31 protein-coding genes are annotated in these 26,587 nt (G+C 58.1%); 11 read left to right on the forward strand and 20 right to left on the reverse strand.

Annotation, left to right across the window (positions count from 1 at the left end; translation table 11 throughout):
* Positions 1-67: 67 nt before the first annotated feature.
* The 3 genes from MWU39_RS10525 to MWU39_RS10535 all read right to left on the reverse strand — a co-directional run bounded on the left by MWU39_RS10525 (position 68) and on the right by MWU39_RS10535 (position 2,691).
* Positions 68-871, reverse strand: a complete 804-nt coding sequence (locus tag MWU39_RS10525) for an SDR family NAD(P)-dependent oxidoreductase (RefSeq protein WP_247159944.1) — start codon at positions 869-871, stop codon at positions 68-70.
* A gap of 177 nt (positions 872-1,048) precedes the next feature.
* Positions 1,049-2,092: a hypothetical protein gene (locus MWU39_RS10530; protein ID WP_247159945.1), complete on the reverse strand. Its 1,044-nt coding sequence runs from the start codon at positions 2,090-2,092 to the stop codon at positions 1,049-1,051.
* On the reverse strand, positions 2,089-2,691 hold the full coding sequence (locus MWU39_RS10535) for a hypothetical protein (RefSeq protein WP_247159946.1): 603 nt from the start codon (positions 2,689-2,691) through the stop codon (positions 2,089-2,091). Before MWU39_RS10535 ends, MWU39_RS10530 begins: the two co-directional genes overlap by 4 nt.
* A 389-nt stretch (positions 2,692-3,080) precedes the next feature.
* Between MWU39_RS10535 and MWU39_RS10540 the strand changes: the two genes are divergently transcribed.
* From MWU39_RS10540 to MWU39_RS10550, 3 genes are read left to right on the forward strand one after another with little or no spacing between them, the layout of a single operon-like run.
* Positions 3,081-3,815: a hypothetical protein gene (locus MWU39_RS10540; RefSeq protein WP_247159947.1), complete on the forward strand. Its 735-nt coding sequence runs from the start codon at positions 3,081-3,083 to the stop codon at positions 3,813-3,815.
* Positions 3,816-3,822: 7 nt separating this feature from the next.
* A complete protein-coding gene (locus MWU39_RS10545) occupies positions 3,823-4,539 on the forward strand; it encodes a hypothetical protein (protein ID WP_247159948.1) in 717 nt (238 codons plus the stop codon).
* Positions 4,540-4,553: 14 nt separating this feature from the next.
* Positions 4,554-4,988 carry an META domain-containing protein gene (locus MWU39_RS10550; RefSeq protein WP_247159949.1) on the forward strand — a complete coding sequence of 145 codons (435 nt, stop codon included), beginning with the start codon at positions 4,554-4,556 and terminating at the stop codon, positions 4,986-4,988.
* Between the two features lie 13 nt (positions 4,989-5,001).
* Here the strand turns inward: MWU39_RS10550 and MWU39_RS10555 are convergent, their stop codons facing one another.
* The 9 genes from MWU39_RS10555 to rpsU form a co-directional block, all read right to left on the reverse strand.
* Positions 5,002-5,238 carry a hypothetical protein gene (locus tag MWU39_RS10555; protein WP_247159950.1) on the reverse strand — a complete coding sequence of 79 codons (237 nt, stop codon included), beginning with the start codon at positions 5,236-5,238 and terminating at the stop codon, positions 5,002-5,004.
* Between the two features lie 28 nt (positions 5,239-5,266).
* Entirely contained in the window at positions 5,267-6,766 is a 1,500-nt protein-coding gene (gene gatB, locus MWU39_RS10560; RefSeq protein ID WP_247159951.1) for an Asp-tRNA(Asn)/Glu-tRNA(Gln) amidotransferase subunit GatB, read from the reverse strand.
* Complete coding sequence (locus MWU39_RS10565) at positions 6,759-6,971, reverse strand: hypothetical protein (protein ID WP_247159952.1); 213 nt, start codon at positions 6,969-6,971, stop codon at positions 6,759-6,761. The genes gatB and MWU39_RS10565 overlap by 8 nt, the downstream gene beginning before the upstream one ends.
* Positions 6,971-7,204: a hypothetical protein gene (locus MWU39_RS10570; RefSeq protein ID WP_247159953.1), complete on the reverse strand. Its 234-nt coding sequence runs from the start codon at positions 7,202-7,204 to the stop codon at positions 6,971-6,973. Before MWU39_RS10570 ends, MWU39_RS10565 begins: the two co-directional genes overlap by 1 nt.
* 40 nt (positions 7,205-7,244) lie before the next feature.
* Positions 7,245-7,931: a hypothetical protein gene (locus MWU39_RS10575; RefSeq protein ID WP_247159954.1), complete on the reverse strand. Its 687-nt coding sequence runs from the start codon at positions 7,929-7,931 to the stop codon at positions 7,245-7,247.
* Positions 7,922-9,403, reverse strand: coding sequence for an Asp-tRNA(Asn)/Glu-tRNA(Gln) amidotransferase subunit GatA (gatA, locus tag MWU39_RS10580; protein ID WP_247159955.1), 1,482 nt, complete (start codon positions 9,401-9,403; stop codon positions 7,922-7,924). The genes MWU39_RS10575 and gatA overlap by 10 nt, the downstream gene beginning before the upstream one ends.
* 1 nt (position 9,404) lies before the next feature.
* Positions 9,405-9,707: an Asp-tRNA(Asn)/Glu-tRNA(Gln) amidotransferase subunit GatC gene (gene gatC / locus MWU39_RS10585; protein ID WP_218404468.1), complete on the reverse strand. Its 303-nt coding sequence runs from the start codon at positions 9,705-9,707 to the stop codon at positions 9,405-9,407.
* 30 nt (positions 9,708-9,737) lie between these two features.
* Entirely contained in the window at positions 9,738-10,343 is a 606-nt protein-coding gene (locus MWU39_RS10590; RefSeq protein ID WP_247159956.1) for an FKBP-type peptidyl-prolyl cis-trans isomerase, read from the reverse strand.
* 127 nt (positions 10,344-10,470) lie between these two features.
* Positions 10,471-10,677 carry a 30S ribosomal protein S21 gene (gene rpsU, locus MWU39_RS10595; RefSeq protein WP_247159957.1) on the reverse strand — a complete coding sequence of 69 codons (207 nt, stop codon included), beginning with the start codon at positions 10,675-10,677 and terminating at the stop codon, positions 10,471-10,473.
* A 238-nt stretch (positions 10,678-10,915) separates the two neighbouring features.
* Between rpsU and crcB the strand changes: the two genes are divergently transcribed.
* Genes crcB through MWU39_RS10620 form a run of 5 tightly spaced genes read left to right on the forward strand, consistent with a single transcriptional unit; the run spans position 10,916 to position 14,139 of the window.
* Positions 10,916-11,323, forward strand: a complete 408-nt coding sequence (crcB, locus tag MWU39_RS10600; protein WP_247159958.1) for a fluoride efflux transporter CrcB — start codon at positions 10,916-10,918, stop codon at positions 11,321-11,323.
* Positions 11,320-12,546, forward strand: coding sequence for an RluA family pseudouridine synthase (locus tag MWU39_RS10605; protein ID WP_247159959.1), 1,227 nt, complete (start codon positions 11,320-11,322; stop codon positions 12,544-12,546). The genes crcB and MWU39_RS10605 overlap by 4 nt, the downstream gene beginning before the upstream one ends.
* The gene (locus MWU39_RS10610; RefSeq protein WP_247159960.1) at positions 12,543-13,205 is read left to right on the forward strand and encodes an HAD-IA family hydrolase; all 663 of its coding nucleotides are present in this window, start codon (positions 12,543-12,545) and stop codon (positions 13,203-13,205) included. Before MWU39_RS10605 ends, MWU39_RS10610 begins: the two co-directional genes overlap by 4 nt.
* The gene (locus MWU39_RS10615; protein WP_247159961.1) at positions 13,202-13,441 is read left to right on the forward strand and encodes a hypothetical protein; all 240 of its coding nucleotides are present in this window, start codon (positions 13,202-13,204) and stop codon (positions 13,439-13,441) included. The genes MWU39_RS10610 and MWU39_RS10615 overlap by 4 nt, the downstream gene beginning before the upstream one ends.
* Positions 13,438-14,139: an ATP12 family protein gene (locus tag MWU39_RS10620; RefSeq protein ID WP_247159962.1), complete on the forward strand. Its 702-nt coding sequence runs from the start codon at positions 13,438-13,440 to the stop codon at positions 14,137-14,139. The genes MWU39_RS10615 and MWU39_RS10620 overlap by 4 nt, the downstream gene beginning before the upstream one ends.
* 7 nt (positions 14,140-14,146) lie before the next feature.
* On the opposite strand, the gene MWU39_RS10625 is transcribed toward MWU39_RS10620, so the two are convergent.
* Genes MWU39_RS10625 through MWU39_RS10640 form a run of 4 tightly spaced genes read right to left on the reverse strand, consistent with a single transcriptional unit; the run spans position 14,147 to position 17,704 of the window.
* Entirely contained in the window at positions 14,147-14,785 is a 639-nt protein-coding gene (locus tag MWU39_RS10625; protein ID WP_247159963.1) for an ABC-type transport auxiliary lipoprotein family protein, read from the reverse strand.
* The gene (locus MWU39_RS10630; protein WP_247159964.1) at positions 14,775-15,722 is read right to left on the reverse strand and encodes an MlaD family protein; all 948 of its coding nucleotides are present in this window, start codon (positions 15,720-15,722) and stop codon (positions 14,775-14,777) included. Before MWU39_RS10630 ends, MWU39_RS10625 begins: the two co-directional genes overlap by 11 nt.
* A gap of 56 nt (positions 15,723-15,778) precedes the next feature.
* Positions 15,779-16,588, reverse strand: a complete 810-nt coding sequence (locus tag MWU39_RS10635) for an ATP-binding cassette domain-containing protein (RefSeq protein ID WP_247159965.1) — start codon at positions 16,586-16,588, stop codon at positions 15,779-15,781.
* Between the two features lie 3 nt (positions 16,589-16,591).
* Positions 16,592-17,704 (reverse strand): ABC transporter permease, encoded by a 1,113-nt coding sequence (locus tag MWU39_RS10640; protein ID WP_247159966.1) that lies wholly within the window; start codon positions 17,702-17,704, stop codon positions 16,592-16,594.
* Between the two features lie 156 nt (positions 17,705-17,860).
* On the opposite strand from MWU39_RS10640, the gene MWU39_RS10645 reads away from it, so the two are divergent.
* Positions 17,861-20,602: a valine--tRNA ligase gene (locus MWU39_RS10645; protein WP_247159967.1), complete on the forward strand. Its 2,742-nt coding sequence runs from the start codon at positions 17,861-17,863 to the stop codon at positions 20,600-20,602.
* Between the two features lie 8 nt (positions 20,603-20,610).
* On the opposite strand, the gene MWU39_RS10650 is transcribed toward MWU39_RS10645, so the two are convergent.
* Positions 20,611-20,937 (reverse strand): hypothetical protein, encoded by a 327-nt coding sequence (locus MWU39_RS10650; RefSeq protein WP_247159968.1) that lies wholly within the window; start codon positions 20,935-20,937, stop codon positions 20,611-20,613.
* A gap of 118 nt (positions 20,938-21,055) precedes the next feature.
* Here MWU39_RS10650 and MWU39_RS10655 point away from each other — a divergent pair, with 118 nt between their 5' ends.
* The gene (locus tag MWU39_RS10655) at positions 21,056-21,871 is read left to right on the forward strand and encodes a M90 family metallopeptidase (RefSeq protein ID WP_247159969.1); all 816 of its coding nucleotides are present in this window, start codon (positions 21,056-21,058) and stop codon (positions 21,869-21,871) included.
* 216 nt (positions 21,872-22,087) lie between these two features.
* Positions 22,088-22,822: a 7-carboxy-7-deazaguanine synthase QueE gene (locus MWU39_RS10660; protein ID WP_247159970.1), complete on the forward strand. Its 735-nt coding sequence runs from the start codon at positions 22,088-22,090 to the stop codon at positions 22,820-22,822.
* A gap of 231 nt (positions 22,823-23,053) precedes the next feature.
* Here the strand turns inward: MWU39_RS10660 and MWU39_RS10665 are convergent, their stop codons facing one another.
* The 3 genes from MWU39_RS10665 to MWU39_RS10675 all read right to left on the reverse strand — a co-directional run bounded on the left by MWU39_RS10665 (position 23,054) and on the right by MWU39_RS10675 (position 26,552).
* Positions 23,054-24,739: an ATP-binding protein gene (locus MWU39_RS10665; RefSeq protein ID WP_247159971.1), complete on the reverse strand. Its 1,686-nt coding sequence runs from the start codon at positions 24,737-24,739 to the stop codon at positions 23,054-23,056.
* Positions 24,740-24,861: 122 nt separating this feature from the next.
* Complete coding sequence (locus MWU39_RS10670; RefSeq protein ID WP_247159972.1) at positions 24,862-25,641, reverse strand: TIGR02186 family protein; 780 nt, start codon at positions 25,639-25,641, stop codon at positions 24,862-24,864.
* Positions 25,638-26,552 carry a sulfite exporter TauE/SafE family protein gene (locus MWU39_RS10675; protein ID WP_247159973.1) on the reverse strand — a complete coding sequence of 305 codons (915 nt, stop codon included), beginning with the start codon at positions 26,550-26,552 and terminating at the stop codon, positions 25,638-25,640. Before MWU39_RS10675 ends, MWU39_RS10670 begins: the two co-directional genes overlap by 4 nt.
* Positions 26,553-26,587: the final 35 nt, after the last annotated feature.

Here is a 26,587-nt window from a genome sequence, read left to right on the forward strand (position 1 = left end):
GCTGCGCTTTAACGGATAATGAAAGGGCCGCCGGAGCATATCGCTCCGGCGGCCCCTTTTGTTTCCGCTAGAGCAGCGAGGCAGCAGTTTCCCGGATCAACTGAGCCAGTTTATCTGAACGCGCGTCATCCTCCGCATGCGGATGAGGGCGGCCCCAGTCCCTCGCATCATTGTCAAAATACCGTCCGCTCATGCCTTCAAACTCGGCATCTTCGGCTGAACGCACCAGAATGTCAGCGCCAATTGACAAGTCTTTGCCAGCAACGCCAAATCCCTCACGAACCATCTTGCTCGCCAGCAGAGAGCCGGGATTGACCGCGATAAAGGCTGGGCCTTGCGGATGCGCAAGAGCCATAGCGCGCGACCACATCGTCACCGCCAACTTGCTTTGCGCATAGGCATCCATCGCCTCTGCGTCGCTCCGTTTGCTGGTCATCAGATCGGTATCGACAGGAGACTGCGCAGCGGAGGACAGTGTCACCACGCGCCCTTGCTGCGGTATGATCGGGAGCAAGCCGGATGTCAGCACATCAACAGCAAAGGTGTTCACGACAAACCGCGCGTCGTGCCCGCTCGCGAGAACCGGTTGAGGCAATTTCAGGACGCCTGCATTGTTGATTAGTACATCGAGCGTCTCATGCTCCTCCACAATCCGCCAGGCCATCGCCGCGACCTGAGCAAGATCAGTGAAGTCCGCGCGGTATGTCTGCACTTTTGCGTGCGGGGATGCGTCCCGAACCACGGCAACAGCTGCGTCCAGTTTTTCCGTACTACGTCCGTGGAGCAAGAGATTATGGCCGCGAGTTGCCAGCTGCTTCGCCGTTTCAAGGCCGATACCATCTGTTGCACCGGTAATCAGAATAGTCGCCATCGCCTTGCTCTCCGTCACTATTGTTGGGCCTAGATGGGGCGCCACCTGCGCGCTGCAAGATCGCAAGGGACTAAGGGAGCAATGCTCCAGCTCCTGCCAATTCCATCACACAGCAAATGGGCCGCCCAAGCGATATGCTTGGGCGGCCCTTTCAATTCTGGCGAAGCAGATGCGGCGTTAGTCGCCGGAAGTGTCTTCAACCGCGTCGACCGCAGCATCTTCACCGCCCTCTACGACGGTTTCCGCTGCTTCGGCAGCGAGACGGTCTGCTTCGGCTTGAGCCGCTTCTTCAGCAGCAAGCCGTGCGGCTTCCTCCGCAGCAGCGCGCTCTTCTTCCGCTTTTTTCCGGGCAAGCTCGGCCTGAACATCGATCACTTCATCGCGGTTATAGGCGAGCACACCGGGGATCGGTGCGATACGGTTGATCTCCGCCCCCATCCAGTTCGGCACGAATGGCATCGGCACCAATTCGGCATCGCGGAACCAATCGCTTGGCAAGCGCGGATCATAAGCGGCCTCGTCAACAGGCTCGATGATCATCGCCACCCGCACAAGGGCATCATTCGTGTCTACGCCCTCTGGCATCTTGCCCCGGCCAATCGGCTCTCCATCCTTGTCGAGCCAGACCCCGTCATAACGCAGAGCGTTGATCGTTCCGGGTTCGACTTCGAACTTTACCGTGCCCATGCAAGCGCATGCGCCGAGTCCCAAACTGGTGGTGCCGTAATAGACATATTCGCCGGCGGGCACTTCCTGCAGATAAAGCGAGAGCCCTTTGCCTTTTTCGAACCGGTTGAGCGGCCCGATCGAGAACATCATCTGTTGTTCCGGTGAAATCCAAGAGAAGTTCTCTTCGGTCGGCTCAACCGGGTTCTTGCGAGTGGGTTTGGTGCCCTTCTTCTCGTGCCAGGCTGCGTGCTTGTCATAGCTCGCCTGTTTCTTGGCCCATTTCTCGCGCGCCTCAGCCAATTCCGCAGCGCGTTGATTGGCGACAATCTCACGCTCTTCGTCGGTCGGCACCTTGAAGAAAGTGGCCGGAACGGCGACGGGCGATTGCAGTAGGATATAGGCTTTTGAAGAATCGAGGATAACCTCCTTCTTGTCCTTCATCACCCGGGTTTCAAATTCGATCTCCGGCAGATCATCATCCGCCGCCGCAGGAGAGCCCGCAGCGATCAATGCCGCACTGGCGGCGGTGAGAGAAAGCTTTGCGATATTCATAGCCCGAGATTCTCCGTCGCTGGAAGTTCGCTTGAGGCGACATATGCCTGCGTGGCGAGGTATTGCTGGCGTTCTTTTTCGCCTACACCGGAAAGGCCTTCTTCAAAGTTGAACTCTTTCCAGAGCTCTTTTGAAAGGCCGTGGCGGGCATAGCCTTTGAAATGCATGCATCGGCGCATGTTTACGCGGCGCTTGGCCCGTTTTTCGGCAGAACCGTAAATCGCCTGCGCAATGGCGCCGCCAATAGCATCGCCTAGAATACCGGCAGGGCCATACATCGCGCCGCCATAGCCAGAACCGTAGTAATTGGCCGTCGCCAATCCGCGGGCCAATTCATCGCAAAAGCGGACATCGGTCAAAGCTTCTTCGAAGCTCGTATCTGCGCGGTTGAAATAGTAATATTTCTTGTAATTCTTGACGTCATTGTCTGACGGTTCGAACTCCAACACCGGCATCGAAAGCTTCGACTGATCCGGCATCCACTCGCGCCAATCCTCATCGGTCATTTCAGATTTATCTTGTGCCTGAGCCGCACCAGGCGCTGCGAATGCAAGCGCGAGCAGCGGTGCGCCGGCAAGCGCCACTACCAATTTCCTCATAAGAGACCCCTGTCCATTACCCAGCTCGGATACTAACGGGAGAATGCTTGGAAGCAATTGTATTTGGGCGACATTTGCACCGATAAACCAAGCGCAACGTTCGATCGTAGATGTGGCCTCACAATAACGGAACACCCCCTCCTGAACTAACAACTTATCCAGTCGCAATTGTGTGTTTTTAGACGACCAAACTAACAAAACTGCCCCTGCTTTGGATCACATGTAAATCTCAGATATCTCGTAGTTTGAGATATTTTCATTTCATTTTCAAAGGCTTTGTGTTCTTCTACAGCTGGGGGAATCGGTAGTCGATTACCTTCGGCATTGGGAGGACTACGATGAAAACCAATTTTGTTTCGAGATTTGCTTGCACTACAGCGGTAATCGCAATGGCAGCCACGCCGGCTTTGGCTGAAAAGGCGCGCGATCTGCAATTCATCAACGGATCATTGGGCCGCGATGCGGAGCGTCAGCTGCAAGACCGCGGCTTCGCGCACATCTCAACGCACAAAAGCTCCTCCGGCTACGTCAATTCCTATTGGTGGGATGAAGGGGACGACAAATGCGTCACCGTCGAGGTGTATGACGGCCGCGTCATGACGATTAATGACGCGTCGGATCAGGATTGCGGCAAACATAAAGGCGACGATGCACTCGCCGCAGTCGGTGTGGTTGCCGGAGCGGCACTGCTGGGCAGCCTATTCGGCCACAAGTCGCACCACCGCGAAGGCAAGGAATACAACAACGAAGACACCAACCACTTTGAGCGGGGTTATCAAGACGGGCTGCACAACGCGTCCTATCACAACTACGACCGGTCAAACGCGTATTCGCATGGCTACGAAAAGGGTGTGGACGAGCGCGAAGCCAATCTGCGCCACCATCATCGCCGCGGTGGTTACCAGCGTGCCGCACAGTTCAAGGACCTTCAGGGCGACCGAGCGCGCGGCGGCATGGAAGCGCTTGAACAGCGCGGCTTCCGTCAGGTCGACAACTTTGCCTCGGGTGAGACCCGTTATTCGATCCAATGGCAGCCACAGACGCGGCAATGTCTGCAGGTGACCATCGCTGACGGTCGTTTTTACGACCTGCGCGATATTGGTCGGCACCCGGAATGCCGGTGATCCCGGCATGTCATATATGAAAGAAACGGCAATTCTTGCTGCAGCAGCGGGCGCTTTTGCGCTCGCTGCATGCGGTGCGGATGCGGCGGATAGCACCGCCAGCGAAAGCCAAAGCGCGGATACCGCCACGCTTGCGGAGATACCGGAAAGTCTGGCTCCTTTCGGTGACGGTTATCCCAATTCGGGCGATCCGTGCCGCCAGCTTGGCGAATCCGAGGCGACCTCCAACTATCTTGATGACAGCGCCGTGTTGGTCGGCTGTCCGGACGAGGCTTCGGCAGAAGCACTTGGCGGCGAGATTGTGAGCAATGTTGACGGCGTCCGGCTTGTTTCGGTTTCGATGGGCGATGCCAATGTCGGCATGGACGATAACGGACCGCCGCCTCCGCCCGATAGCGGTGATGCGCTGGTTGCTGGCACCGATTACAATGCGACAGCACCGATCAACTGCGGTTTTGACAATGCCGCTCCGACCTCTTCCTGTTCTGCTGGCGTCATCCGTGATTGGGGCGAAGACGGCACCATTCTGGTCGAGGTGCAAAAGCCCGATGGCACAAAGCGCGCCATCTTTTTCGACGGGACCACTCCGACCAGCGCAGACAGTTCCCAAGCTGACGGTTCGGCCGGATGGGACTTCACACACTCCCGCGATGGGGACCGCGTGACCATCACCTACGGTCCGGAAACCTACGTGATTGTCGATGCGTTTGTTGCGGGCGGATAAAAAGGATTGAACCTATGATTGGAAGAATAAGCGCAGTCATTGGCGGAGCGATGCTCCTGTCAGCGTGTCAAAGCTATGGACCTCCACCCCACCCTCTGGATGATACGAGCTGGCGGTTGGCGGATGTCGAAACATCCGGAACTTCCACGCAATTGACGCAGGAGCTATCCTCCCGCCATCGGCTGACATTCCGCGATGGCGGCCGGCTGGTTCTGCAATTGGACTGTAACCGGGGCAATGCGGATTGGTCCGCATCCATGCCGCAGGTTGGCAATGGATCGATTTCGATTGGCCCGGTGGCCTCAACGAAGGCGCTGTGCCCTCGCCCTACTTACGGTGAAGAACTCGCAGCGGAATTGCCGACCGCAAATGGCTTTACGCTCACCCCGGACGGCAGCAGCCTTATTATCAGGGCAAGCGAGGCGGTTTACGTCTTCGCCCGCGACTAAACGCCTGCTTCGATCAACGCCGCCATAGCCAGAAAAGCACGGCGGCGTTGATAGCAGGGGCCACCAATGCCGTGGCCATGCCCGAAATACCGAGCCAATCTGCAAGAAAATTCCAAGGCATTCCCAGCGGGAGCAGGAACACTCCCGATAAGGGATCGCGATCCTGTTCGAACAATCCGAAAGTCCCGATCGCCAATAGAGCCAGCGCAGCGACATACACTCCCGTGAAGATGAAGAATGCCCATTTCATTCGCGATCTCCCGTGACGTGTCGAAGGTTTAGCCGAGCTTGTCTTTCAGGATCTGGTTCACGACGCCCGGATTGGCTTTGCCTTGCATCGCCTTCATCGTTTGACCGACGAAGAAACCGAACAGCTTGTCTTTGCCGCCCTTATACTGTTCGACCTTGTCCTCGTTATTCGCGAGAATTTCATCGATGGCGGCTTCAATCGCGCCGGTGTCGCTGACTTGTTTCAGGCCCTTCGCATCGGCGATAGCCTCAGGCTCGCCGCCTTCTTTCAGGACGATCTCGTAAATCTCTTTTGCCTGACTGCCGGAGATTTCGCCCTTATCCTGCATCGAAAGGATAGCGGCCTGCGCCTCAGGCGTGGAATTGGCGAGGTTGGCTTCATCGCCCAACCCTTTCACAACGCCGGGTGCGACCGAAAGTGTCCAGTTTGCCACTTGCGTCGCAACCTTGGCCTCGGGCTTGCCGATCTTTGCAGCCACCACTCCTAACAGCGTTTCAAACCGCGCAAAGGTTTCAACTTCGGCGGTCAATTCGCGGGCGTTATACGCTGTCAGACCCAGCTCGCCTTCATACCGCGCGCGCTTCGCATCGGGCAGTTCGGGCAGGCTGGCGCGGCATTCCGTAAGGAAATCATCCTCCAGAACCACGGGAAGCAGATCGGGGTCAGGGAAATAGCGGTAATCATGCGCGTCTTCTTTGGAGCGCATCGTCCGTGTTGTGCCGGTCGCGACATCGAACAGGCGTGTTTCCTGATCGACGCTGCCGCCGCTTTCCAGAACATCAACCTGACGGTTCGCTTCGTATTCGATGACCTGCATGACGAAACGCACGGAGTTGACGTTCTTCGTCTCGGTCCGTGTGCCCAGCTCAGGATCACCGACCTTGCGCACGGAGACGTTGACGTCGGCCCGCATTGAGCCTTCTTCCATATTCCCATCGCACGATCCGACATAGCGCAAGATGCTGCGCAGTTTGCGCACGTAAGCGCCCGCTTCGGCAGGCGAGGTCATATCCGGCTTTGACACGATTTCCATCAGCGCAACGCCGCTGCGGTTGAGATCGACATAGGACATGGTCGGGTGCTGATCATGCATCAGCTTGCCCGCATCCTGCTCGACATGGATGCGCTCAATCCCGATCACTTTGTCTTCGGGAATGCCGCCCTTGTCATCAGCATCGATGACCAACTGACCTTCACCGACAATCGGGTGGTAAAGCTGACTGATCTGATAACCCTGCGGCAAATCGGCGTAGAAGTAATTCTTGCGGTCGAACCGGCTCCATTTGTGGATTTCCGCCTCGATCGCCATGCCAGTACGCACCGCCTGACGGATGCATTCCGCGTTGGGCACGGGCAGCATGCCCGGCATCGCCGCATCGACGAGGGAGACCTGACTGTTCGGCTCCGCGCCAAACTCGGTCGCAGCGCCGCTGAACAGCTTGGACTTGGATGTGACCTGCGCGTGCACTTCGAGGCCGATTACAACCTCCCAATCGCCGGTCTGTCCTTGAACTATGTACTTACTCATTGTCGTCTTTCACCTGATTTGGCGTGGCGTCTTTATCAAGCCGCTGCGCAGGCTTTGCATCGCCTTTCGGCGCGTCGGCCTTATCCTTGATAACTTTGCCGCTGCTATCGAACCGCGCTTCGCCGTGGTCAATCGTTTTAGAGAGATAAAGCACCACTCCGCCCAAAAGCACGAACGCCACCATAAAGATCGTCGCGAACAGCATTATTTGTCTTGCTCTTCCTCAATCAACTTTCCTGTCTCGCTGTCGAAGCGAGCCTCGGCAATGCCGTAGTTGCTGCCGATATAATCCGCCAAAGCCAGAAATAGCATTCCTGCGAGCACAAAAGGGGCGGAACTCAAAAGCGGTTCCAAACCGTTTTCCCAGGGGCGAGCGTAGAATATCCAGACGCTCAGGAATGTCGCGTATAGCGCGAAGTAGATCGGCTTCCATTTCATGACGATCATTTACCCGCTGCTGCGACGTGGTTCAACATCATCAATGCGCCTTTGCCGCCAGTCTTTCATAAAGTGCGATCGCTTGCCGCAGCGTCGCGGGATCGAGTTGGTCAGTGACATCTTCATGTTTTGCACGCCGCTCCGGATCGGGCCGCGCGGTGTCAGCCATCTGGCTTGTGATTTCCTCGCGCAGTTTACCTGTCGTCGCGCCGTGAAAAAACTTCGCGCCAAACTTCGCGTTGGTTCTCTTGACCACTTTGCCAAGCGCCTGCGTCGCCTGTTCGAACGTCGCGATCACGACCTTGTCAGAGACACTCTCTACGGCCTGATAAAACCCGATCCAGCGGCGCAACGCCCATTGCAAATCCAATCCGCCATCATGCTGCGCCCAGCTGCGGATAGCGTCTTGCGGTGGCCGGATCAGCACGATCACAGGCAGGCCCCGCTTGCATCCGGCAAGGATATGCGCCTCGGAATGCTGATGCTCCGCGATATGCACCCGTCGTCCCTGCCAGCGGCGGAACACACGCACTGTCCAGCTGTTTGCCGAGCGCGGGAAGCCTTCGATAACGATTTCGGTTTGATCACTCAGCAACCGAAAAAGACTGAGCGCGTGTGACTCACCGCCAATCCGGTAGCGTAGTCGCTGGATCGCAAGATAGGCTTTTGGAAAGCGTCCGAGCGCAGCGCGCGCTTTGAGTTGCAATCCAGCTTTGGCTACCACCACTTCGCCGGAGCGTGATCGAAGCCGCTGCGTTGCTGGATCGCGAGGCCTGCGTTCAGCACCATCTGCTCGTCAAACGGCTTGCCTACGAGCTGTAGGCCGAGCGGAAGACCGTCAGCGTTGATCGTCGCAGGCACGCTCATTGCGGGAAGACCCGCAAGCGAGGCTGGCACAGCGAACACATCGTTCAGATACATCGTCAGCGGATCATCGTTCAGGCTGCCGAGCGGGAAGCTCGCTGTCGGAGTGGTCGGCGCAAGGATCACATCGCAATGCGCCCAAGCCTTTTCAAAATCCTGCGCGACCAGTGTGCGGACCTTCTGCGCCTGCGTGTAATACGCATCATAGAAACCTGCCGACAGCACATAAGTACCGATCAGGATGCGGCGTTTCACTTCGTCACCAAAGCCAGCCGCGCGGGTTTCGGCATACATATCTTGCAGGCCAGCGCCCTCTGGCAGATCGCGCAAACCGTATCGCACGCCGTCATAGCGCGCGAGGTTGGAAGACGCCTCTGCCGGGGCGATGATGTAATAGGCCGGCAGCGCGTATTTCGTGTGCGGCAGCGAGATGTCGACGATCTCAGCGCCTGCATCCTTCAGCCACGCTTTGCCCTGCTCCCAGCTATCGAGGATCGCCTGATCGGTGCCCTCCATCGTGTATTCTTTGGGAATGCCGACTTTCTTGCCTTTGAGGTCTGCGTCGAGCGCAGCTTCCCAATCGGGAACGTCCATTTTCAGCGAAGTGGCATCTTTCGCGTCAAAACCAGCCATCGCGCCGAGCATGATCGCACAATCTTCAACCGAGCGCGCCATCGGACCGGCTTGGTCGAGCGAGGAGGCAAACGCCACCACGCCCCAGCGCGAGCAGCGGCCATAGGTCGGCTTGATCCCGCAAATGCCAGTAAAGGCCGCCGGCTGACGGATCGAACCGCCCGTGTCTGTGCCGGTCGCGGCAGGCGCAATCCGCGCTGCCACTGCCGACGACGAACCACCAGATGAGCCGCCCGGCGACATCGCGGCATTGCTGCCCGATTTCTGCCACGGCGAGGAAACATTGCCAAAGAAGCTTGTCTCGTTCGAGCTGCCCATCGCGAACTGGTCAAGGTTCAGCTTGCCCAGCATACCCGCGCCCGCATCCCACAGGTTCTGCGAGACGGTGCTCTCGTATTGCGGGGTAAACCCTTCGAGGATGTGTGAGGCGGCGGTGGTCTGCACGCCTTTGGTCGCGAACAGATCCTTCATGCCAATCGGCACGCCGGCCATCGCGGCCAATTCCTTGCCATCGGCACGCGCTTTGTCGGCGGCATCGGCTGCGGCCAGCGCGTGATCGGGCGTGGTGACGATAAAGGCGTTGAGCGCGGCGGCTTCCGCCACGGCTGCGTTAAAGCTTTCCGCGACTTCGCGCGCGGTGAAATCTCCTCCGCGAACACCGTCGCGGATGGCTTTGACACCGAGAGAGGTCAGGTCAGTCATATTATTCGATCACCTTAGGAACGCCGAAAAATCCGTGTTCAGCAGCGGGCGCATTGGCGAGCACATCATCGCGGCGCCCGCCAGCAGTTTTCGGATCGGCGTCAATCACATCATCGCGCAAACGCAGTTCATTCGGGATGACCGCACTCATCGGCTCCACGCCGTCCACGTTGACCTCGCCCAGCTGCTCCACCCATTCAAGGATGTTGTTCAGCTCTGGCACCATAGTTTCGAGTTGTTCGTCACCCATCTTGATCCGAGCAAGGCTCGCGATCTTGGCAACGGTCTGTTTGTCTACCGACATCGCTTTGTCCCTTTGAGGGGTTGCTTTGAGTTACTGACCGGGAGGCGTGATCGGCACGCCTCCTGGAGGAGGACCGCCCGGTCCACCGGGGCCGCCAGGACCACCCTGTTGCTGCTGCATCGTTTGCTGCAGAATGCCGAGGTTACGGTCAAACGTATCCTTGGTCATGAAATCAACCAGCTCAATCTCGAAAATCAGATCTGCATTGGGCGGGATCGGCGCGCCGGGAGGCGGCTCTGCGCCGTAAGCCTGCTCGGACGGGATATAGACTTCGTATTTGCCGCCCTTCTGCATTTTCTGGAGCGCGTTGAAGAAACCGTCGATCGTCGCGCCTTCCTCAATCGGGAAAGGGGTGCCTTCGGGGAACAAGCCCTGAACCGGCAGCGGAATATCCTGCGATTCGTCGAACACTTCGCCGTTCGATGCCATCTTGCCTTTGTATTTCACGAAAGCGACGTCGCCCACATTCGGGGTCTCGCCTTCTCCAGCGACCAAGGTGTCGATGCTGAAAGTCTTTGGTGTGGCGGACCATGCAAGGCCAGCGCCCAGCGCAATGGCTACGATAACACCGAGCCACAGCTTGGTAAGTGAGCCTTTGGCTACTGGCTTAATAGGAACACGGGTAACTTCGGTCATTTCAATTCCCTGATCGGATGCGCGCGCTTTTACAGAATCCAGATAGCAAAAGGGCGCGGAATGATACCGCGCCCTAATGGCTTATCCGTTGTGAGCGTTCAAGCGTCGAAACACTCAAACAACAGCATTACTTTACGCCGTCGCGCTCCATACGCTTACGCTCAAGCTTGCGAGCGCGGCGAATAGCAGCAGCCTTGTCACGGGCGCGCTTTTCGCTCGGCTTTTCATAGTGGCGACGCAGCTTCATTTCGCGATAAACACCTTCGCGCTGCAGCTTTTTCTTAAGCGCGCGGAGAGCCTGATCGACATTGTTATCGCGAACCATGATTTGCATAAACGACTATTACCTCATTCCAAAAGCACGAAAGACCGCAACCGAATCGCGGTACAAACGCGTAAATTTGACGCTAAAAACGGCGCGTTTCCCGCCATTTAAGGCTTGGAACGCGCTGAAACTGTCGCCCACATAACGCCGCATGGTAAAAATGGCAAGGTATTCAATGCCTCAAATCGGACCGCGAAAAGCCCGCGGCGCTATGCAGGCAGGCCGCGCGGCGCTAAGGGGCTTGCAAATGACATCGCTCGCCCTTTCTCCCATGGCCGCATCGGCCGCCGTTGCCATTGGCGGCGCTATCGGCGCTGTCGGACGGTATCAATTAGGCCGCATGGTCACACACTATGTCGGCGCGGGCAGCGCGTTTCCCTGGCCGACCCTGGCCGCCAACGTGGTCGGCAGTCTGGCGATGGGTCTGGTGTTCGGATGGCTGGCCCGGCATGGCGGGGCGAACGAAACGATGCGCCTGTTCCTTGGCGTCGGGCTGCTTGGGGGTTTCACAACATTCAGCGCGTTCAGCCTTGAAATGCTGCTCTTGATAGAGCGCGGTTCGGCGGGGCTCGCGGTTCTTTACGCCGGAATATCAGTGCTGGCGGGTCTCGCCGCGCTGTATATCGGGCTCCTAATTATGCGAGGTGCGGCATGAGCGCCGACGAAACAAACAACAACAAAAGCGAAAGCAAAGACGTTCGCCAGTTTACTGTGACGGACGATGATAGCGGTATCCGGTTGGACCGTTGGTTCAAACGCAACCTGCCGCAGATCGGCTTTGCAACGGTGTCGCGCTGGGCGCGCACCGGACAGATCCGTGTCGATGGCAAGCGCGCAAAGCCGGAAGACCGGTTGGAAGCAGGTCAAACCCTTCGCGTTCCGCCAGGCGGCGAAGCCAAGCACAAGGCACCAAAGCCGAAACGCGAATTGACCGAGGCCGAAATCGAACAGGCACACGCGATGGTGATCCGCGAAACGCCAAGCGCGATCGTGTTCAACAAACCACCCGGCCTTGCGACACAGGGCGGAAGCAAGACGACGAAGCACGTCGACGGGCTGCTTGATGCATTTGTGACGGATGAGAACACGCCGCGCCCGCGCCTCGTTCATCGGCTTGATAAAGACACGTCGGGCGTGTTGCTCGTGGCGCGCACTCCGGGCAGCGCAGCGGCCTATTCGCGGCGCTTCGCGGGCCGCAGCGCGCGTAAAATCTACTGGGCGTTGATCGTCGGCATTCCCGAAGTGCGCGAAGGCACAATCGATGCGCCGCTCGCCAAACAGCCGGGCACAGGCGGCGAGAAGATGCATGTCGATGAAGAAAATGGTGCGATGGCAAAAACGCGCTACCGCGTTGTCGAGCGTGCCGGGATGCGCGCCGCATGGGTGGAGCTGGAGCCTCTAACGGGCCGCACGCACCAATTGCGCGTCCATATGGCAGCCATCGGCCACCCGATTGTCGGCGACGGCAAATATGGCGGGCAGGATGCGTTTTTGACCGGAGCGATCAGCCGCAAAATGCACCTGCACGCGCGGCGTCTGATCATCTCCCAGCCGAACAATGATGCAGCCGGCGCGGCGACCGGCGGCGGCAAACTGGATGTGACCGCCGAACTGCCCGAACATTTTGCTTCGAGCATGGAAGCGCTCGGCTTTGACGAGAAATTGTCCGACGCATCGCCCGTTCGCGATGAAGCGCCGGAGCGCACACCGGCGGAGAAAAAGCAGGCGGCGCGCCGCTTTGCCAAGCAATACCGGAAAGACCGCCGCGGCGAACGCAAATCGCGCACAACCTCGGCCGTAACCACAAAGAAGAAGGCCAAAGCCGCCGCCAAAGGTAAGGGCAAAGGGAAACCCCGGCCCGACCGCCGGAAGAAATGACCATGAAGCTGGCGGTATTCGATTGTGACGGAACGCTGGTCGATGGTCAGGCCGATATCTGCCAGACGATGGTGCAGGCTTTCGAGCGCGCGCAGCTTACCCCGCCCGATGCAAACGATGTGCGCCGGATCGTTGGCCTGAGTCTCCCGGTTGCGATCCGGCGCCTTGCGCCCGGCATTGATGAAGACACGGCGCGTCAGGTCGTGGACCTTTACAAAAGCGGTTATTTTGCGCGTCGTCAGGAAGGGCTCATCCACGAGCCGCTTTATGATGGCATTCCTGAGCTGCTGGGTATGCTTCAGACCGATGGCTGGACATTGGCAGTGGCCACCGGAAAATCGGATCGCGGGCTGCAATCTGTGCTCGCATCGCATGGCCTCACCGATCTGTTCGTCTCTCTCCAAACCGCCGACCGCCATCCTTCCAAGCCGCATCCCGCTATGCTCGAAGCGGCGTTGTTCGAAGCAGGTGCGCAGCCTGCAGAAGCGGTGATGATCGGCGACACCAGTTTCGATATGGAAATGGGCCGCGCAGCGGGTGTCCACTCAGTCGGGGTTGCTTGGGGCTATCACCCACCGGAAGAGTTGCTGGCGACCGGCGCGCGGCAGGTTGTCGATCAGGTCAGCGAGTTGCACGTCGCATTGGAGCAATTGTTTTGAATACGCCGCAAGATGCGGGCGATACGCTCGCGAAAAAACGCTTCATCGTCATGAATATGGTCCGCATCGGATCGCTCGGCGCGCTGCTGGTCGGCCTTGCGATTGCGCGATCCATCATTGATGCGCCCTATCCAATCGGCGTTGCATTGGCAGTGGGCGGACTGCTCGCTTTCTATTTTGGCCCGCGTTCGCTTGCGAAAAAGTGGAAATCGTCTGCCGGAGAAGAAACGAAGTGAAGCGGTTTTACGACAATGTCGCCGTCCAGAAAGCAGACGGCGGCTGGCAGGTTACTCTGGATGGACGCGGGCTTAAAACGGTCAAAGGCGTGCCGCAAATAGTTCCCACCGCCACGCTCGCGGAAAAGCTTGCCGCCGAATGGGATATTCAGGGCGAAAAGCTTGACCCGGCGCAGTTCTCGCTGCGCGATATGACCGATTACGCGATTGATGTGGTTGGCACCGACATTGCGGCTCAGGCCCAAAAGATCACAGCATTCGGTGACACCGATACGCTGCTCTATCGCGCCGATCCCGATGAGCATCTGTATGCCAAGCAGCAAGAAGTGTGGGAACCGATTGTCGCCGCATTTGAGGCCCGCGAAGGCGTGGAATTGGTGCGTGTCAGCGGGATCATGCACAGGCCACAATCAGACGAAGCCCTGGGCAAATTGCGCGCCCGGCTGGAGGCGATGGGCAGGTTTGAACTGGCCGCGCTTGAAAGCATGACGTCGCTCGCGGCATCACTGGTGATCGCGCTGTCGGCCGCTGATGCCGGGGCAGAAGCTGATGCTATCGAATTGTGGCGCGCTGCCAGCCTCGAAGAGGAATGGCAGGCCGATCTGTGGGGCCGCGATCTCGAAGCGGAGGACCGCCGCGCCAAACGGCAGAGCGACTTCCTGAAAGCGTGGGAATTTATCCGCGCCGCACGCGGATAGAGCTGGCTTAACCGCCAGCGACCCAATCGGCGACTTCAACAGCGACCGTATTGGCCACACGGTTCAGTGCCGGGCCAACCGAGCCTGCTTCGGGCAAAACGCCGCTTTCGATGGCTTCAAATCGGCGCGAAGTCGCTTTGCCATCGGCATCGGCAACAATCGCTTCGTAACGGATCACTACGGAAGAACTGCTCGCGTCGTATCCCATATCGAGCAATGTGCCGCGAACCGTCTTGCCTGCGAGCGTCGGCGTGTCATCGCTGTCCACGATCAGTGCGGGGCTGCGAGTGCGCAGCGTTTCGCCAAGCAAACGGCGGAAAAGCCGCGCAGGCTTTTCCACCCACACCGCATCCTGAAGGTAAGCGATTTCGGTCGCGCTGACTGTGACAGGCACTCGCACCACGTCGAGCTTGGCCGGTGTTTCAGGCGTCAGCACCGCGATAGCCGCAGAGCCGCCTTCACCGCCCGCTTGCGCGCCCGATCCGGCAGGAGCGCTCGCGGTCGAATTCAGCGTCAGAAGACTGGTTGGAAGCTCGGTTCCAAAGCTGACACAGCCTGAAAGAGCCAGCGCCGCTGCGCCCAGCACACCGATACGGATCGGGGCAAATGTGATGCGGTTCAACATGCGCATATCCTTATGGCTCATAGTCAGGCAGCGATTGGCCTTGCACCAGCGCGCCGACGCCCTGGTTGTCGAGTTTCTCGGTCAGCGTGCGCAGCGCGCGGCTGGTCACGCGAAGATCCTGCAACGTCGCCTCTGCCGTCGGCAAAGTCGTTTCGCGCAATTGTCGCGCAGCGGGCCGCGTGTCTTCCAGCGTTGCCGCCAAGGACGCCGCCGCCGCATTGGCCGATTTCAAAGTTCCGCGCAGCTCGTCTGCCAACGCAGGGCCTTGCTTGTTCATCAAATCGTCCGTCGTCGCAGTCACTTTTTCAAAAGCGTCCAGCGCCTCACCCGCCTCTCTCAAAGCAAACTGCAGCTCGGTGAATGTCCCTTCAAGCTGCGGCGCAGTGCGCGCAAGTTGCTCGGTCAGCTCGTTGGAATTGCGCAGGATGCCAGAAAGCTGTTCCTGATTTTCCGGGCCGAGGAGAATGTTCAAATTCTCGGTCAGCGTTGCCAAGCGCTCTAGCAAAAGCGGTGCGTTGTTGAGCAAGGCGTTGATACCGCCATCTTTCGGCGGAATGACAGGAGCGCCTTCGGGGCAAGCGGTTGTTTCGCACGTGATCGCAGGAGCACCGCCGCGCGCACCGTCCAGAAGGATGCTTGATACGCCGGTAAAGCTTGCTTGAATGGTCGCAGTCGTTCCGATCAGGATCGGAACATCCTCTTTCACCTTCACACGCACGCGGACAAATTCGGGGTCTTCTTCGGAAAGAGAAATATCAACGACTTGGCCAACCGGGACGCCAGCATAGGCGACCTGACTACCATTCGCGAGGCCGGAAACCGACTGTGCATAGAAGATGTCGTATTCGTTCTGTTGCCCCTGCCCAAGTCGGGCAATCCAGACGATAGCCGCCGCTAGGCCCAGCAGGAGAACCAGCGTGACCGCACCGACCCAGAGATGGTTAGCTCTTGTTTCCATGTCGCTTCCCTATGAACGCCCAATGGCGTGCGTGTCTATTGCCTTATCCACGTGGACTATCCGTTCGCGCGCTTTTGTGACGCCTGCGCGGCCCGGCCACGCGGGCCGTTAAAATACTCTTCGATCCAGGGATGACCGGTCTTGATAAGTTCAGGGATGGTGCCAACCGCAACCACCTTTTTATCGGCGATCACCGCGACCCGGTCACAGATTTCATACAGCGTGTCGAGATCGTGCGTGATCAGAAACACAGTCAGGCCCAGCGTCTCTTTCAATTCCTTGGTCAGTTCGTCGAATGCCGCCGCGCCGATCGGATCAAGGCCCGCGGTCGGCTCATCAAGGAACAGCAATTCGGGATCAAGCGCGAGCGCACGGGCAAGGCCTGCGCGCTTCTTCATCCCGCCGGAAAGTTCGGAGGGGAATTTCGCAATCGCATCTTCAGGCAAGCCTGAAAGCAGCACTTTGTAGCGGGCAATCTCACGGCGGAGCTCAGGCGCGATATCGGGATAGAACTGCTTGAGAGGAACCTCGACATTCTCGCCCACTGTCAGTGTCGAAAACAGTGCCCCACCCTGAAACATGACGCCCCAACGGCAGCGGACGCCCAAATCCTGATCCGGATCAATGCCTGTAATCGTGCGGCCAAATACAGAGATATGCCCGTCTGTCGGCGTTTGCAGGCCGATTATGGAGCGCATCAGGACCGATTTTCCGGTGCCCGACCCGCCAACCACGCCCAAAATCTCGCCTTCGCGCACTTCCAGCGAGAGGTCTTCGTGGACGGCAAAATTGCCGAAGCGGTTCGTCAGCCCGTCGACCACAACCGGAGGCTTTCCGCTGTAGCGGGAATGGAGTTCGTCATCCATGAATCACCCCCACCCGATCTCTGTGAAGAACACCGCGAAAAACGCATCGAGTACGATGACTGCAAAGATTGCGGAGACGACTGCCATGGTTGTGCGCAGGCCAACCTGCTCTGAATTCCCTTCTACCCGCATCCCGTGATAGCAGCCCGCCAAGCCGATGATCAGGCCGAAGACAGGCGCTTTGATCAGGCCGACCCACACATCATGCATCGGCACAACTTCCTGTATCCGTTCGAGGAAGGTGAAAAATGGGATGCCAAGCGCAACTTGTCCAACCACCGCACCGCCCACAATCGCAACGACAGAGGAATAGAATCCCAGCAGCACCATCATGAACGTGCAGGCAAGAATACGCGGGATCACCAGCCGCTCTGCCGGGGAAATACCGATTGTGCGCATCGCGTCGACTTCTTCGGTCAATTTCATCGTGCCGATCTGCGCGGCAAAGGCGCTGCCAGACCGGCCCGCGACCATGATCGCTGTCATAAGAACGCCCAATTCGCGCAGGGTAATCCGCCCGACAAGGTTCACCGTCAGCGCCTCGGCACCGAATTGCTCAAGCTGCACTGCGCCCTGCTGCGCAATGACAATTCCGATCAGGAAACTCATCAACCCGATAATCGGCAGAGCGGAAACGCCAACCAGTTCCATCTGGCGCACCAGTGCTTTCATCGGGAAAGTGCTTGGGCGGCGGATCAATCGCCCCATCCCGATCAGGATGCGGCCAAGAAACGCGACCACACCAATGATCCCGCCGCGCATATCATATACAAGTTCGCCCATTGCCTCTGGCACGCGAATCCACACAGGCTGACGCTTGGGAACCAACTCCGCATCGCTGCCGGCATTTTGAACCGCGCTCAGCAATCTCGCCGCGCGGTCATTCGCGCCCACAATCTCGGCGTCGTGCTTTCCGGAAAGGCGGCACATCACCCATGCGCCGATCGTATCGATTGCCTCTACACCGCTCAAATCGATGAGATTGAGGTCTGCATCGAGCTCTTCCAATTCCCGATCAAGCGGGCCAACGCTCGATACAAGCAACGGACCGGACAGCGATAAACGCGTGCGTCCTGCCTCATCTTCGTCGAGCGTGAATTGCGCGGCACCGTCCATAACGCCCCAAGCTATGAGGACAAATTGCAGCGCAAACAAGCCGCCAGTTGGGCTCAGGCACAAAACTCTCCGTTGCGTCGCACAATCGGCGCTGTAATGGAGGGGATTAGAGATTCAGCCACGCGCCCGCGCGGCACAAGAGACAAAAGCAAAACAATGACCGATACTCTGCCGACCACATTCGATCCCGCTTCGATTGAAGCGCGCTGGTATAAGCACTGGGAAGAAACCGGCGGTTTCCGGCCCGAGCGCCCCGATGCCGAACCCTATACGATCGTGAACCCTCCGCCGAATGTTACCGGATCGCTGCATATCGGCCACGCGCTCGATAACACGCTGCAGGATATCGTGATCCGTTATGAACGGATGCGCGGCAAGGATGCGCTGTGGGTCGTCGGCACCGATCATGCGGGCATTGCGACGCAGATGGTGGTCGAGCGCCAGATGGAGGAGCGTCAGGATAAACGCACCAATTACAGCCGCGAAGACTTCGTCGACAAGGTGTGGGAATGGAAAGCCGAAAGCGGCGGGACCATCACCACACAATTGCGCCGTCTGGGCTGTTCAATGGACTGGTCGCGCGAGCAGTTCACGATGGACGAGCACTTTACGAAAGCCGTGCTCAAGACCTTTGTCGATCTTTACAACGACGGGTTGATCTACCGCGATAAACGGCTGGTGAACTGGGATCCAAAGCTGAAGACCGCGATTTCGGACCTTGAGGTTGAAACGCAGACCATTCCGGGCAGTTTCTGGCACTTTAAGTACCCGTTGGAAGACGGTGTGACCCTTTCTGACGGACGCGACTACATCGAGGTTGCGACCACACGGCCCGAAACGATGCTCGCCGATATGGCGGTTGCGGTTCACCCATCTGACGAGCGCTATGCGAGCGTTGTTGGCAAGCATGTTGTGCTGCCGATCACAGGCCGCCGCATTCCGATTGTCGCTGACGAACACGCCGACCCCGAGCTTGGCAGCGGCGCGGTGAAGATCACGCCGGGCCACGACTTCAACGATTTCGAAGTCGGCAAACGCGCAGGCTTTGCCGCGGGCGAAATGCTCAACATGCTCGATGGCGATGCGAATGTCTGCCAGACCGCTGACGGGCTGGTGCCGGAGGCGTTCCTCGGCCTGCACCGCTTTAAGAAAGACGGCAAAGACGGCGCCCGTGAAGCGGTTGTCGCGCGTCTGAAAGCGGACGGATACCTCATCCCGCACATCGCCAAGACCAAGAAGGGCGAGGAAGTCGAACACGACGCCGAACCGCGCCAAATCGCAACACCATTCGGTGATCGCGGCGGTGTGGTGATCGAGCCATGGCTGACCGATCAATGGTATGTCGACGCAGAAAAGCTCGCCGCCAAGCCTATCGAACAGGTCAAATCCGGCGAGATCGAAATCGTCCCGCAAACTTGGGAAAAGACGTTCTTCAACTGGATGGAAAACATCCAACCATGGTGCATTTCGCGCCAGCTATGGTGGGGCCACCGGATTCCGGCTTGGTTCGACGGTGATGGCAATGCCTATGTCGCCGAGGATGAAGCTGGCGCTCAGGCGCAGGCTGGCGAAGGCGTTGCGCTGACGCAGGACAATGACGTCCTCGACACATGGTTCTCGTCTGCGCTCTGGCCCTTTGCCACGCTTGGCTGGCCAAACGAAACCGACCTTGTCCAGAAACACTTCCCCAACAACCTGCTAATCTCCGGCTTCGACATCCTGTTTTTCTGGGATGCGCGGATGATGATGATGGGGCAGTACAATATGGGGCAGGCCCCGTGGCCCAAACTGTATTTGCACGGCCTTGTGCGCGCAGCCGACGGCGCGAAAATGTCCAAGTCCAAGGGCAATGTGGTCGATCCGCTAGGCCTGATTGACCAATACGGCGCGGATGCGCTGCGGTTCTTTATGGCCGCGATGGAAAGCCAGGGCCGCGACATCAAGATGGATGAAAAGCGGGTCGAGGGTTACCGCAACTTCGCGACTAAGCTTTGGAACGCGACCCGTTTCTGCCAGTCCAACGGCATTGGCAAGAGCACCACGATCAAGGCTCCAACCGCGCGCCTCGCCGCGAACCAGTGGATCATTGGCGAAGTTCAACAGGTCTGCGCCGAGATCGAACAGGCCATGACAGACCTCCGCTTCGATGCGGCGGCCAATGCGATTTACCAGTTTACATGGAGCAAGTTCTGCGACTGGTATCTTGAGCTGATTAAGCCGGTCTTTGCAGGCGATCCGGACGCGATGCCTGCGGTGGAAACCCGCGAGGTTGCAGGCTGGGCGCTCGACCAAATCCTCGTCATGCTCCACCCGTTCATGCCGTTTATCACAGAAGAATTGTGGCACGCGCAGGGCGAGCGTAAATACGATCTGATCGTCGCCAGCTGGCCCAATCCGCGCGCGGAAGTGTCCAAGGAAGCAACCGACGCGATTGATTGGGTGATCGACCTCACCACCAATGTCCGCAGCGCGAAAAACGAGCTTGGCATTGCGCCGGGCGCGAAGCTCACCGCATTTTTGCCAGCCGCATCAGACCTTGCGAGCAGCACAATCGAGCGCAGCAGCGCGGCGATCGAACGCCTCGCGCGCCTGACGCCAGTAACCGTTGGCGAAGCGCCCGATGGCCCCGCCATGCAGGTCACGGCCCAAGCAGGCGGGGCCAGCGATGTGTTCATCGTCCCGCTCGAAGGCATCATCGATATCGCCGAGGAAAAGGCGCGGCTCGAAAAGGCACTCGCCGCTTCGCAGAAAGAGGCCAAATCGCTCGAAGGGCGGCTCGGCAATGCGAACTTCGTCGAACGCGCGAAGCCGGAAGCAGTCGAGAAAGCCAAGGCCGACTTTGCGCATCATTCGGCGGAGGTCGAACGGCTCGAAGGGGCGCTGAAACGGCTGGGGTGAGAGCGGCCTTACTCGACTTCAAGCCGCGCCAACCAATACTCAGCCAGTTTTGGTTCGCCGATCTGATGCGGGTCACCACGACCACGAGCAGACTCGAACTCTTCGTGAAGCGGATATGGCGCGTCCCCAATCCGCTTCCTCAGTGAGTTGATTATATCAGCCAAGCCACGAAGCCCGTCCAAGCGTTCGTTCTGCATTCGATTACCGAGATGTTCATTCTGCCCGAACAAGCCCCATCGGCCTTCGGAACATTCCGAGAGGGCCGCGACAAGGCTGGCACGATATTCCGTCTCCAATTGGTCAATTCGTTGCGAAATCCGTGCTGCTTTAGACATTGTGGCAGGATAGCAACTCCCAAAGCGTCCGCAAATGGGTCGAAGGCAGAAATGCTTCCTTTTCGCACCGCAGTGCCCTTCCCCTACAAAAACATGAGCGCGATCTTATTTCTCTAATATGTCGCCTTGGCCCCTCCTTATTATCCCGCTGCTGATCGCCGCGTGGTTGCTCTTTCGCCGCCGCGCGAAGCAGCAAAAACGCGACGCGCTTTTGGCTACCCCGCTCTCACAGGAGCAACGCGCGATAGTCGAGCGTCTCGTGCCGCTCGTGCGGCGGCTACCCGATGATTTGCGCAAATCGCTCGAAGGGAAAATCAACCTATTCCTCGACCAAGTCACGTTTCGCGGGCAAAACGGTGTTGAGGTCAGCGAGGCGATGCAGCTTTCCATCGCGGCTCAGGCGTGTCTGCTGATCGTCAACAGTCCGGTCTGGTACGACACGCTCCGCAATGTGCTGATCTACCCCTCGGCCTTCCTAACCCACCGCAATTCCCACGATGGCTATATCGTCAATCAGAACAGGCACGCGACGCTTGGCGAAAGCTGGGCGCGCGGGCCGGTCATCCTGTCATGGGATCATGCGCTGCATGGCGGCCTCGATGCGACGGACGGACACAATGTCGTGATCCACGAATTCGCGCACCAGTTGGACGGCCTATCCGGACAAACCAATGGCATCCCGATCCTGCGCAAAGGTCAAGCCTATGCCGGATGGGAGAAAGCCATGCTGGACGCCTATCATGACCATGTCGAAAGCGTTGAGCACGGCAGCCACACTCTGATCGATCCCTATGGTGCGACCAACCATGAAGAATTCTTCGCCGAGGCAATCGTGACCTTTTTCGAAAAGCCGCGAAAGCTGAAGCGCGAAAAGCCGGATTTGTATAGAGAGCTCGCAAAGCTGCTGGCGCTTGATCCGGCGGATTGGGCATAGCGTTTTATCGGCACGGCGATTTCCTACCTGCACCAATCGCTCTAAGGCGGGGTAATGTTAGCCAAGCGAAACCGCAAAAAAGTTGGATACTTGTCACCCGTGTCCTACACGGCGGAAATGGCTCAATCCTGCGGGTTTGGGCCTGTAGGAACCGAATGACATGTTGGAGAATGTGTCACCCGTATCCTACAGCGTTTCGAATTGGAGAATGCCGCAATGGCTTTAGTCCTCGCCACTGACGACACCGGCGGACCGGAGATTTTCGCCTCGCTTCAGGGCGAAGGGCCAAGCGCGGGCGTGCCGGTGGCATTTGTGCGCCTTTCGCGCTGCAACCTCGCCTGCACATGGTGCGACACGGCCTATACGTGGCATTTTGAAGGCGACGAACGCGAACACCGCGACGGCGTGACTTTCGATCGCAAAGCCAATCAGGTGTCGCTTGATTCAAAGGATGCGGCGGAGCGGATTGCGGCTTTGGGACAGAACCGGTTGGTCATCACCGGCGGGGAACCCTTGATGCAAGGCGGCGCGCTGGCCGATATGCTGGCGCACCTGCCCGATATCAGTGTGGAGATTGAGACCAACGGCACGACCAAAGCACCGAGCCACGTCGATATCCGCGTCGATCAATACAATGTCAGCCCAAAGCTTTCGCATAGCGGCAATGCCGCAGAACTCGCGCTGATCCCGGAGCGGCTCGATTTCTACGCCAGCGACCCGCGCGCATATTTCAAATTTGTGATCGCCAGTCCTGATGACGTAAACGAAGTGCTGGAGTTGCAGCGTACTTACCGCTTCAAACCCGGTCACGTATTCCTGATGCCGGAAGGCACCGACAGCGAAACCCTACGCAGCCGCGAAAAATGGCTCGCCCCGCTGTGCTTGGAACACGGATTCCGAATGTCAGACCGGATGCATATCCATCTATACGGCGACACTCGTGGAACGTGATTGTGGCCGCACGCCATCCGGCGCGCGATGTCCTCGCGCCTTCGGCGCTGCGGGCGGGCGGTCGCCCTTGCTGTCGCTGTGGGACCGAGCTCCGCTGCCAAGCCATGAACTTGTCGCGCAAGACTTACCGCTTGCAGACGATTTTCGCGAGAGTGGAGCGAGAATGGTGGACTGCGAGAACCGGAGCGCAGCAGGCTACTGTTCGCTGCCGGCCCTCGTGGAAATCCCCAACTACCCCTGCGAACGCCAGCGAAGAACGGTGCGTTCGACGATTTCTTCTTCGCCACCGCCATTGTTCCAAAGCTCAACAAAGCTCGGATCTTCGGATGCTGGCCGCTTGTGTTCTTCGAGGAAGTCAAAGTTCACGCGGATCGGGATGGCCACACCCTCGCCGCAGACAATGCATTCGCGATTGCGCAGCGCGGGAATGGAATCGAGGAAACCGCGCGCGCCCTCGGGCATGGCGGCTCGCACAAAAGCTTGGTCACGCTCGTTGTTCAGACGCATCGAGATGATCGTACCGCACTGCGAAAGGACCCCCTCGGCAAGGTCGGATGGCCGCTGAGTAATCAGGCCAAGCGAGATGCCGTATTTACGGCCCTCCTTGGCAATCCGGCTGAGAATTTTGCCGACCGATGAACCGTCCGCGTTTTTCTCGCTCGGGACATAGCGGTGGGCTTCTTCGCAAACGAGCAGGATCGGACGGGTGCGTTCTTCACGGCCCCAGATCGCAAAGTCGAACACGAGACGCGAAAGGACAGCAACAACGGTCGATGTGATGTCAGACGGAACGCCCGACACGTCGATAATCGAGATCGGTTTGCCGTTACCTGGCATACGGAACACTTTGGAAATGAAGTCAGCCATCGTGTCGCCGACCAGCATTCCGGAGAACATGAATTGATAGCGCGGATCGGCTTTGAGCTCGTCCAGCTTGCCCTTAATCCGCATAAACGGTGCAGAAGACGTCGCCTTGTCGAGCTTGCCCATCTGATCCTGAATGATGTTGGAAAGGTCAGACAGAAGATATGGGATTGGCGAATCCACGGTGATCTTGCCCATAGTCTCTGCCAGGCGGTTCTTGGACCGCGCGGCGAGCAGACATTTGGCAAGGATATCGGAGTCGACCTGACGTTCATCGCCGGAGCCGGAAAGCAACACTTCGCAATGCTCTTCGAAGTTCATCAGCCAGTACGGCATTTGAAGGTTCGATACGTCGAGGATCTGACCCGTCTGGCGAAAAGCAGCGGAATATTCGCCGTGCGGATCGATCATCACAATGTGACCGTTCGGTGCGGCTTCGCAGATGCGGTGAAGGATGAGCGAGGCACTGGTCGATTTACCGGTACCAGTCGATCCCAGCAGCGCAAAGTGTTTGCCCAGCATCGCGTCAATATAGAGACCGGCGCGAATATCTTTGGTCGGGAACACCTTGCCAATCGTAATGTTTGCACGACCATCGCTGGCATAGATTTGTTCGAGATCTTGCGTGCTGGCAGGAAACACCATGGCGCCGGGTACAGGGTAACGGGTCACACCGCGTTTAAACCCGTTGATCCGCCCAGTCAGCTTTTCCTCGCTGCCCTCACCGAGGAAATCGATGTTGGCGATAATGCCGTTGTCGCTGCGGCGGTCTTTGCGTTGGTCGCGAACACTGGCCAGCAACCAAGCGTCGCCAACGCGAATTTTGATCTGGCTGCCGACTTGCCCGGCAAGTTTGATCGACGGATCTTCGTCTTCCATACATTCATTCAAACGCTGGAGATCAATCGCAATCTGAGAACCCGAACCGGCAATTTCGAGCACCACACCGATCGGCATGCGCGCATTATCCATTTGATCGCTAGGAGCGGCATTCGCTCCGCTAGCGGCAGAGTCGGCGCCTTGGGCGAAATTCTGGTTGGCCATATCGTTCATTGTCGGCGGTCCCCTGACTGCAAAGCCATGCACGCGGAGCATCAAACTCCGGCGCAATCATGAAGCGAAATGGATACCGGCGTTCGGTTAATTTCGCGTCAACGATCCTAGGGAAAGGTCCGCTACGAACGGTTAAAGTAACGTCCTGCGATCAACCCCATGCCGAGAGAAAGGAAGATAGCAAACAAGCCGTAAAGCAACGAGGACCGTTCTGCCGCGTCCACCACCTGACCTTCCAGTCCTACCTTTTCAACCTCGATTTCTGCGGTGGCACTGGCCAAGACACGTCCTTCAGCGATGGCAAAAGTCTCCGCAGTGTAGGGCCCGGTTATGACGTTCGATGGAAGCGCTATGCGTGCCTGGTACAACACGCCCTCGCTGATACGTACACCGTCAGGGTCCACTTTGTAGAGCCCGGCGCGCTGGCGCATTTCAACAAGACCTGCTGCGAAACGAGCCTGTTCCTCTGGCTCAATCTCACCGCTGGGGCTTAGCTGAATAAAGTTGGTGCCCAGCTCGTAAATAGCGGCGGTTCGCTCGTCGACGATTTCGTCAACGGGCCGAGATGATGCCACCGCGAAAAAAGAAGGAGCAGACCTGAAATCACTGGAGCCTGCGTTCATCCAGATGCCTGCGATCCGATCCTTTTCCCGTAATCTGATCGGTTCGGTCGGACCTTTAAGGACCACGACAATGTCATATTGAAGACCTTGCCGCCCGCCGACGGGATCAATTACTGCGCCGTACAGCAACAGATTCGCACCCGTGAAACCTTGCCGCACTTCAATGCGCGATTGGCTGACTTCTGGCACCAGAATAGGTTCGCGCTGTGCTGTCAGCGAGAACATCGCCAAAGCAAGAAATGCGAGCCTAAGGGTCGGGCCAATCGCGACGTAGATCATAGCGGGCTGACGGTGTAGATTTCATCGGGCTGGATACCCAATCCATAAAGCATGCGCAGCGCAACCAGAATGACAATTGCTGCTAGCACCAATCGCAGCACCTCTGGCCGGGCTTTCATGGCGATTTGGGTGCCAAATTGCGCGCCGAGTACGGAACCAAGAAGCAGTAAACCCGCCAAAACGATATCAACCGCCTTGGTCGTCAAAGCGTGTGTCATGGTGGTAACCATTGTCACGAACAGAATTTGGAAAAGCGATGTCCCCACAACGACGTTGCCGCTCATACCGAGCAGGTACAGCATTGCAGGCACCAGCAAGAAACCACCGCCGACACCCATCAACATCGTCAAAATTCCAACGACTGTCCCTAGAATAAGTGGCGCAAGCGGCGAAATGAAAAGCCCGGAGCGATAAAAGCGCCACCGGAATGGAAGACCCGCTACAAGTGGGTGGTGACGTCGTTTGCGGGGTTGGACCCCAGATGTTTCAGCACCCGGCCGCAACGCGGTGACAGCTTCGCGCATCATCAATGTTCCGATGGAGCCGAGCAAAACCACATAGAGAATATTGATGACAACATCGATCTGGCCAAGCGCCTCAAGCGCATTGAACAAGACCGCACCAATCAATGCGCCTACAATTCCGCCGCCGACCATGACCGCACCCATGCGATAATCGACGCCGTTGCGTTTCGAATGCGCCAATACACCGGAAACGCTTGCGCCCGTCACCTGCGTCGCGGCTGAAGCCGCAGCGACAGTGGGTGGAATCCCGTAGAAGATGAGAAGCGGTGTCGTAAGGAACCCGCCGCCAACACCAAACAATCCAGAAAGGATGCCCGTTAATCCGCCCAGCAAGACGATGAACAGACCGTTCACCGAAAGATTCGCAATGGGAAGATAAACATCCATGATCGCAGCGTTACTCCACGCGAGGCTTTGATGAT

The sequence above is a fragment of the Erythrobacter sp. F6033 genome (genome assembly GCF_023016005.1).
Lineage (GTDB): Bacteria > Pseudomonadota > Alphaproteobacteria > Sphingomonadales > Sphingomonadaceae > Erythrobacter.

What these genes read in the sequence shown, in the direction of transcription:
- gatC (WP_218404468.1), bottom strand. Translation starts at nt 9,707, where the DNA reads ATGTCGGTAGACAAACAGACCGTTGCCAAGATCGCGAGCCTTGCTCGG.
- MWU39_RS10535 (WP_247159946.1), bottom strand. Translation starts at nt 2,691, where the DNA reads ATGAGGAAATTGGTAGTGGCGCTTGCCGGCGCACCGCTGCTCGCGCTT.
- MWU39_RS10550 (WP_247159949.1), top strand. Translation starts at nt 4,554, where the DNA reads ATGATTGGAAGAATAAGCGCAGTCATTGGCGGAGCGATGCTCCTGTCA.
- MWU39_RS10630 (WP_247159964.1), bottom strand. Translation starts at nt 15,722, where the DNA reads ATGGAAACAAGAGCTAACCATCTCTGGGTCGGTGCGGTCACGCTGGTT.
- MWU39_RS10540 (WP_247159947.1), top strand. Translation starts at nt 3,081, where the DNA reads ATGGCAGCCACGCCGGCTTTGGCTGAAAAGGCGCGCGATCTGCAATTC.
- MWU39_RS10625 (WP_247159963.1), bottom strand. Translation starts at nt 14,785, where the DNA reads ATGAGCCATAAGGATATGCGCATGTTGAACCGCATCACATTTGCCCCG.
- MWU39_RS10660 (WP_247159970.1), top strand. Translation starts at nt 22,088, where the DNA reads ATGGCTTTAGTCCTCGCCACTGACGACACCGGCGGACCGGAGATTTTC.
- MWU39_RS10605 (WP_247159959.1), top strand. Translation starts at nt 11,320, where the DNA reads ATGAGCGCCGACGAAACAAACAACAACAAAAGCGAAAGCAAAGACGTT.
- crcB (WP_247159958.1), top strand. Translation starts at nt 10,916, where the DNA reads ATGACATCGCTCGCCCTTTCTCCCATGGCCGCATCGGCCGCCGTTGCC.
- MWU39_RS10545 (WP_247159948.1), top strand. Translation starts at nt 3,823, where the DNA reads ATGTCATATATGAAAGAAACGGCAATTCTTGCTGCAGCAGCGGGCGCT.
- MWU39_RS10555 (WP_247159950.1), bottom strand. Translation starts at nt 5,238, where the DNA reads ATGAAATGGGCATTCTTCATCTTCACGGGAGTGTATGTCGCTGCGCTG.
- MWU39_RS10610 (WP_247159960.1), top strand. Translation starts at nt 12,543, where the DNA reads ATGACCATGAAGCTGGCGGTATTCGATTGTGACGGAACGCTGGTCGAT.
- MWU39_RS10645 (WP_247159967.1), top strand. Translation starts at nt 17,861, where the DNA reads ATGACCGATACTCTGCCGACCACATTCGATCCCGCTTCGATTGAAGCG.
- MWU39_RS10650 (WP_247159968.1), bottom strand. Translation starts at nt 20,937, where the DNA reads ATGTCTAAAGCAGCACGGATTTCGCAACGAATTGACCAATTGGAGACG.
- MWU39_RS10665 (WP_247159971.1), bottom strand. Translation starts at nt 24,739, where the DNA reads ATGAACGATATGGCCAACCAGAATTTCGCCCAAGGCGCCGACTCTGCC.
- gatA (WP_247159955.1), bottom strand. Translation starts at nt 9,403, where the DNA reads ATGACTGACCTGACCTCTCTCGGTGTCAAAGCCATCCGCGACGGTGTT.
- MWU39_RS10565 (WP_247159952.1), bottom strand. Translation starts at nt 6,971, where the DNA reads ATGCTGTTCGCGACGATCTTTATGGTGGCGTTCGTGCTTTTGGGCGGA.
- MWU39_RS10635 (WP_247159965.1), bottom strand. Translation starts at nt 16,588, where the DNA reads ATGGATGACGAACTCCATTCCCGCTACAGCGGAAAGCCTCCGGTTGTG.
- MWU39_RS10640 (WP_247159966.1), bottom strand. Translation starts at nt 17,704, where the DNA reads ATGGACGGTGCCGCGCAATTCACGCTCGACGAAGATGAGGCAGGACGC.
- rpsU (WP_247159957.1), bottom strand. Translation starts at nt 10,677, where the DNA reads ATGCAAATCATGGTTCGCGATAACAATGTCGATCAGGCTCTCCGCGCG.
- MWU39_RS10570 (WP_247159953.1), bottom strand. Translation starts at nt 7,204, where the DNA reads ATGAAATGGAAGCCGATCTACTTCGCGCTATACGCGACATTCCTGAGC.
- MWU39_RS10670 (WP_247159972.1), bottom strand. Translation starts at nt 25,641, where the DNA reads ATGATCTACGTCGCGATTGGCCCGACCCTTAGGCTCGCATTTCTTGCT.
- MWU39_RS10530 (WP_247159945.1), bottom strand. Translation starts at nt 2,092, where the DNA reads ATGAATATCGCAAAGCTTTCTCTCACCGCCGCCAGTGCGGCATTGATC.
- MWU39_RS10655 (WP_247159969.1), top strand. Translation starts at nt 21,056, where the DNA reads ATGTCGCCTTGGCCCCTCCTTATTATCCCGCTGCTGATCGCCGCGTGG.
- MWU39_RS10675 (WP_247159973.1), bottom strand. Translation starts at nt 26,552, where the DNA reads ATGGATGTTTATCTTCCCATTGCGAATCTTTCGGTGAACGGTCTGTTC.
- MWU39_RS10525 (WP_247159944.1), bottom strand. Translation starts at nt 871, where the DNA reads ATGGCGACTATTCTGATTACCGGTGCAACAGATGGTATCGGCCTTGAA.
- MWU39_RS10590 (WP_247159956.1), bottom strand. Translation starts at nt 10,343, where the DNA reads ATGACCGAAGTTACCCGTGTTCCTATTAAGCCAGTAGCCAAAGGCTCA.
- gatB (WP_247159951.1), bottom strand. Translation starts at nt 6,766, where the DNA reads ATGAGTAAGTACATAGTTCAAGGACAGACCGGCGATTGGGAGGTTGTA.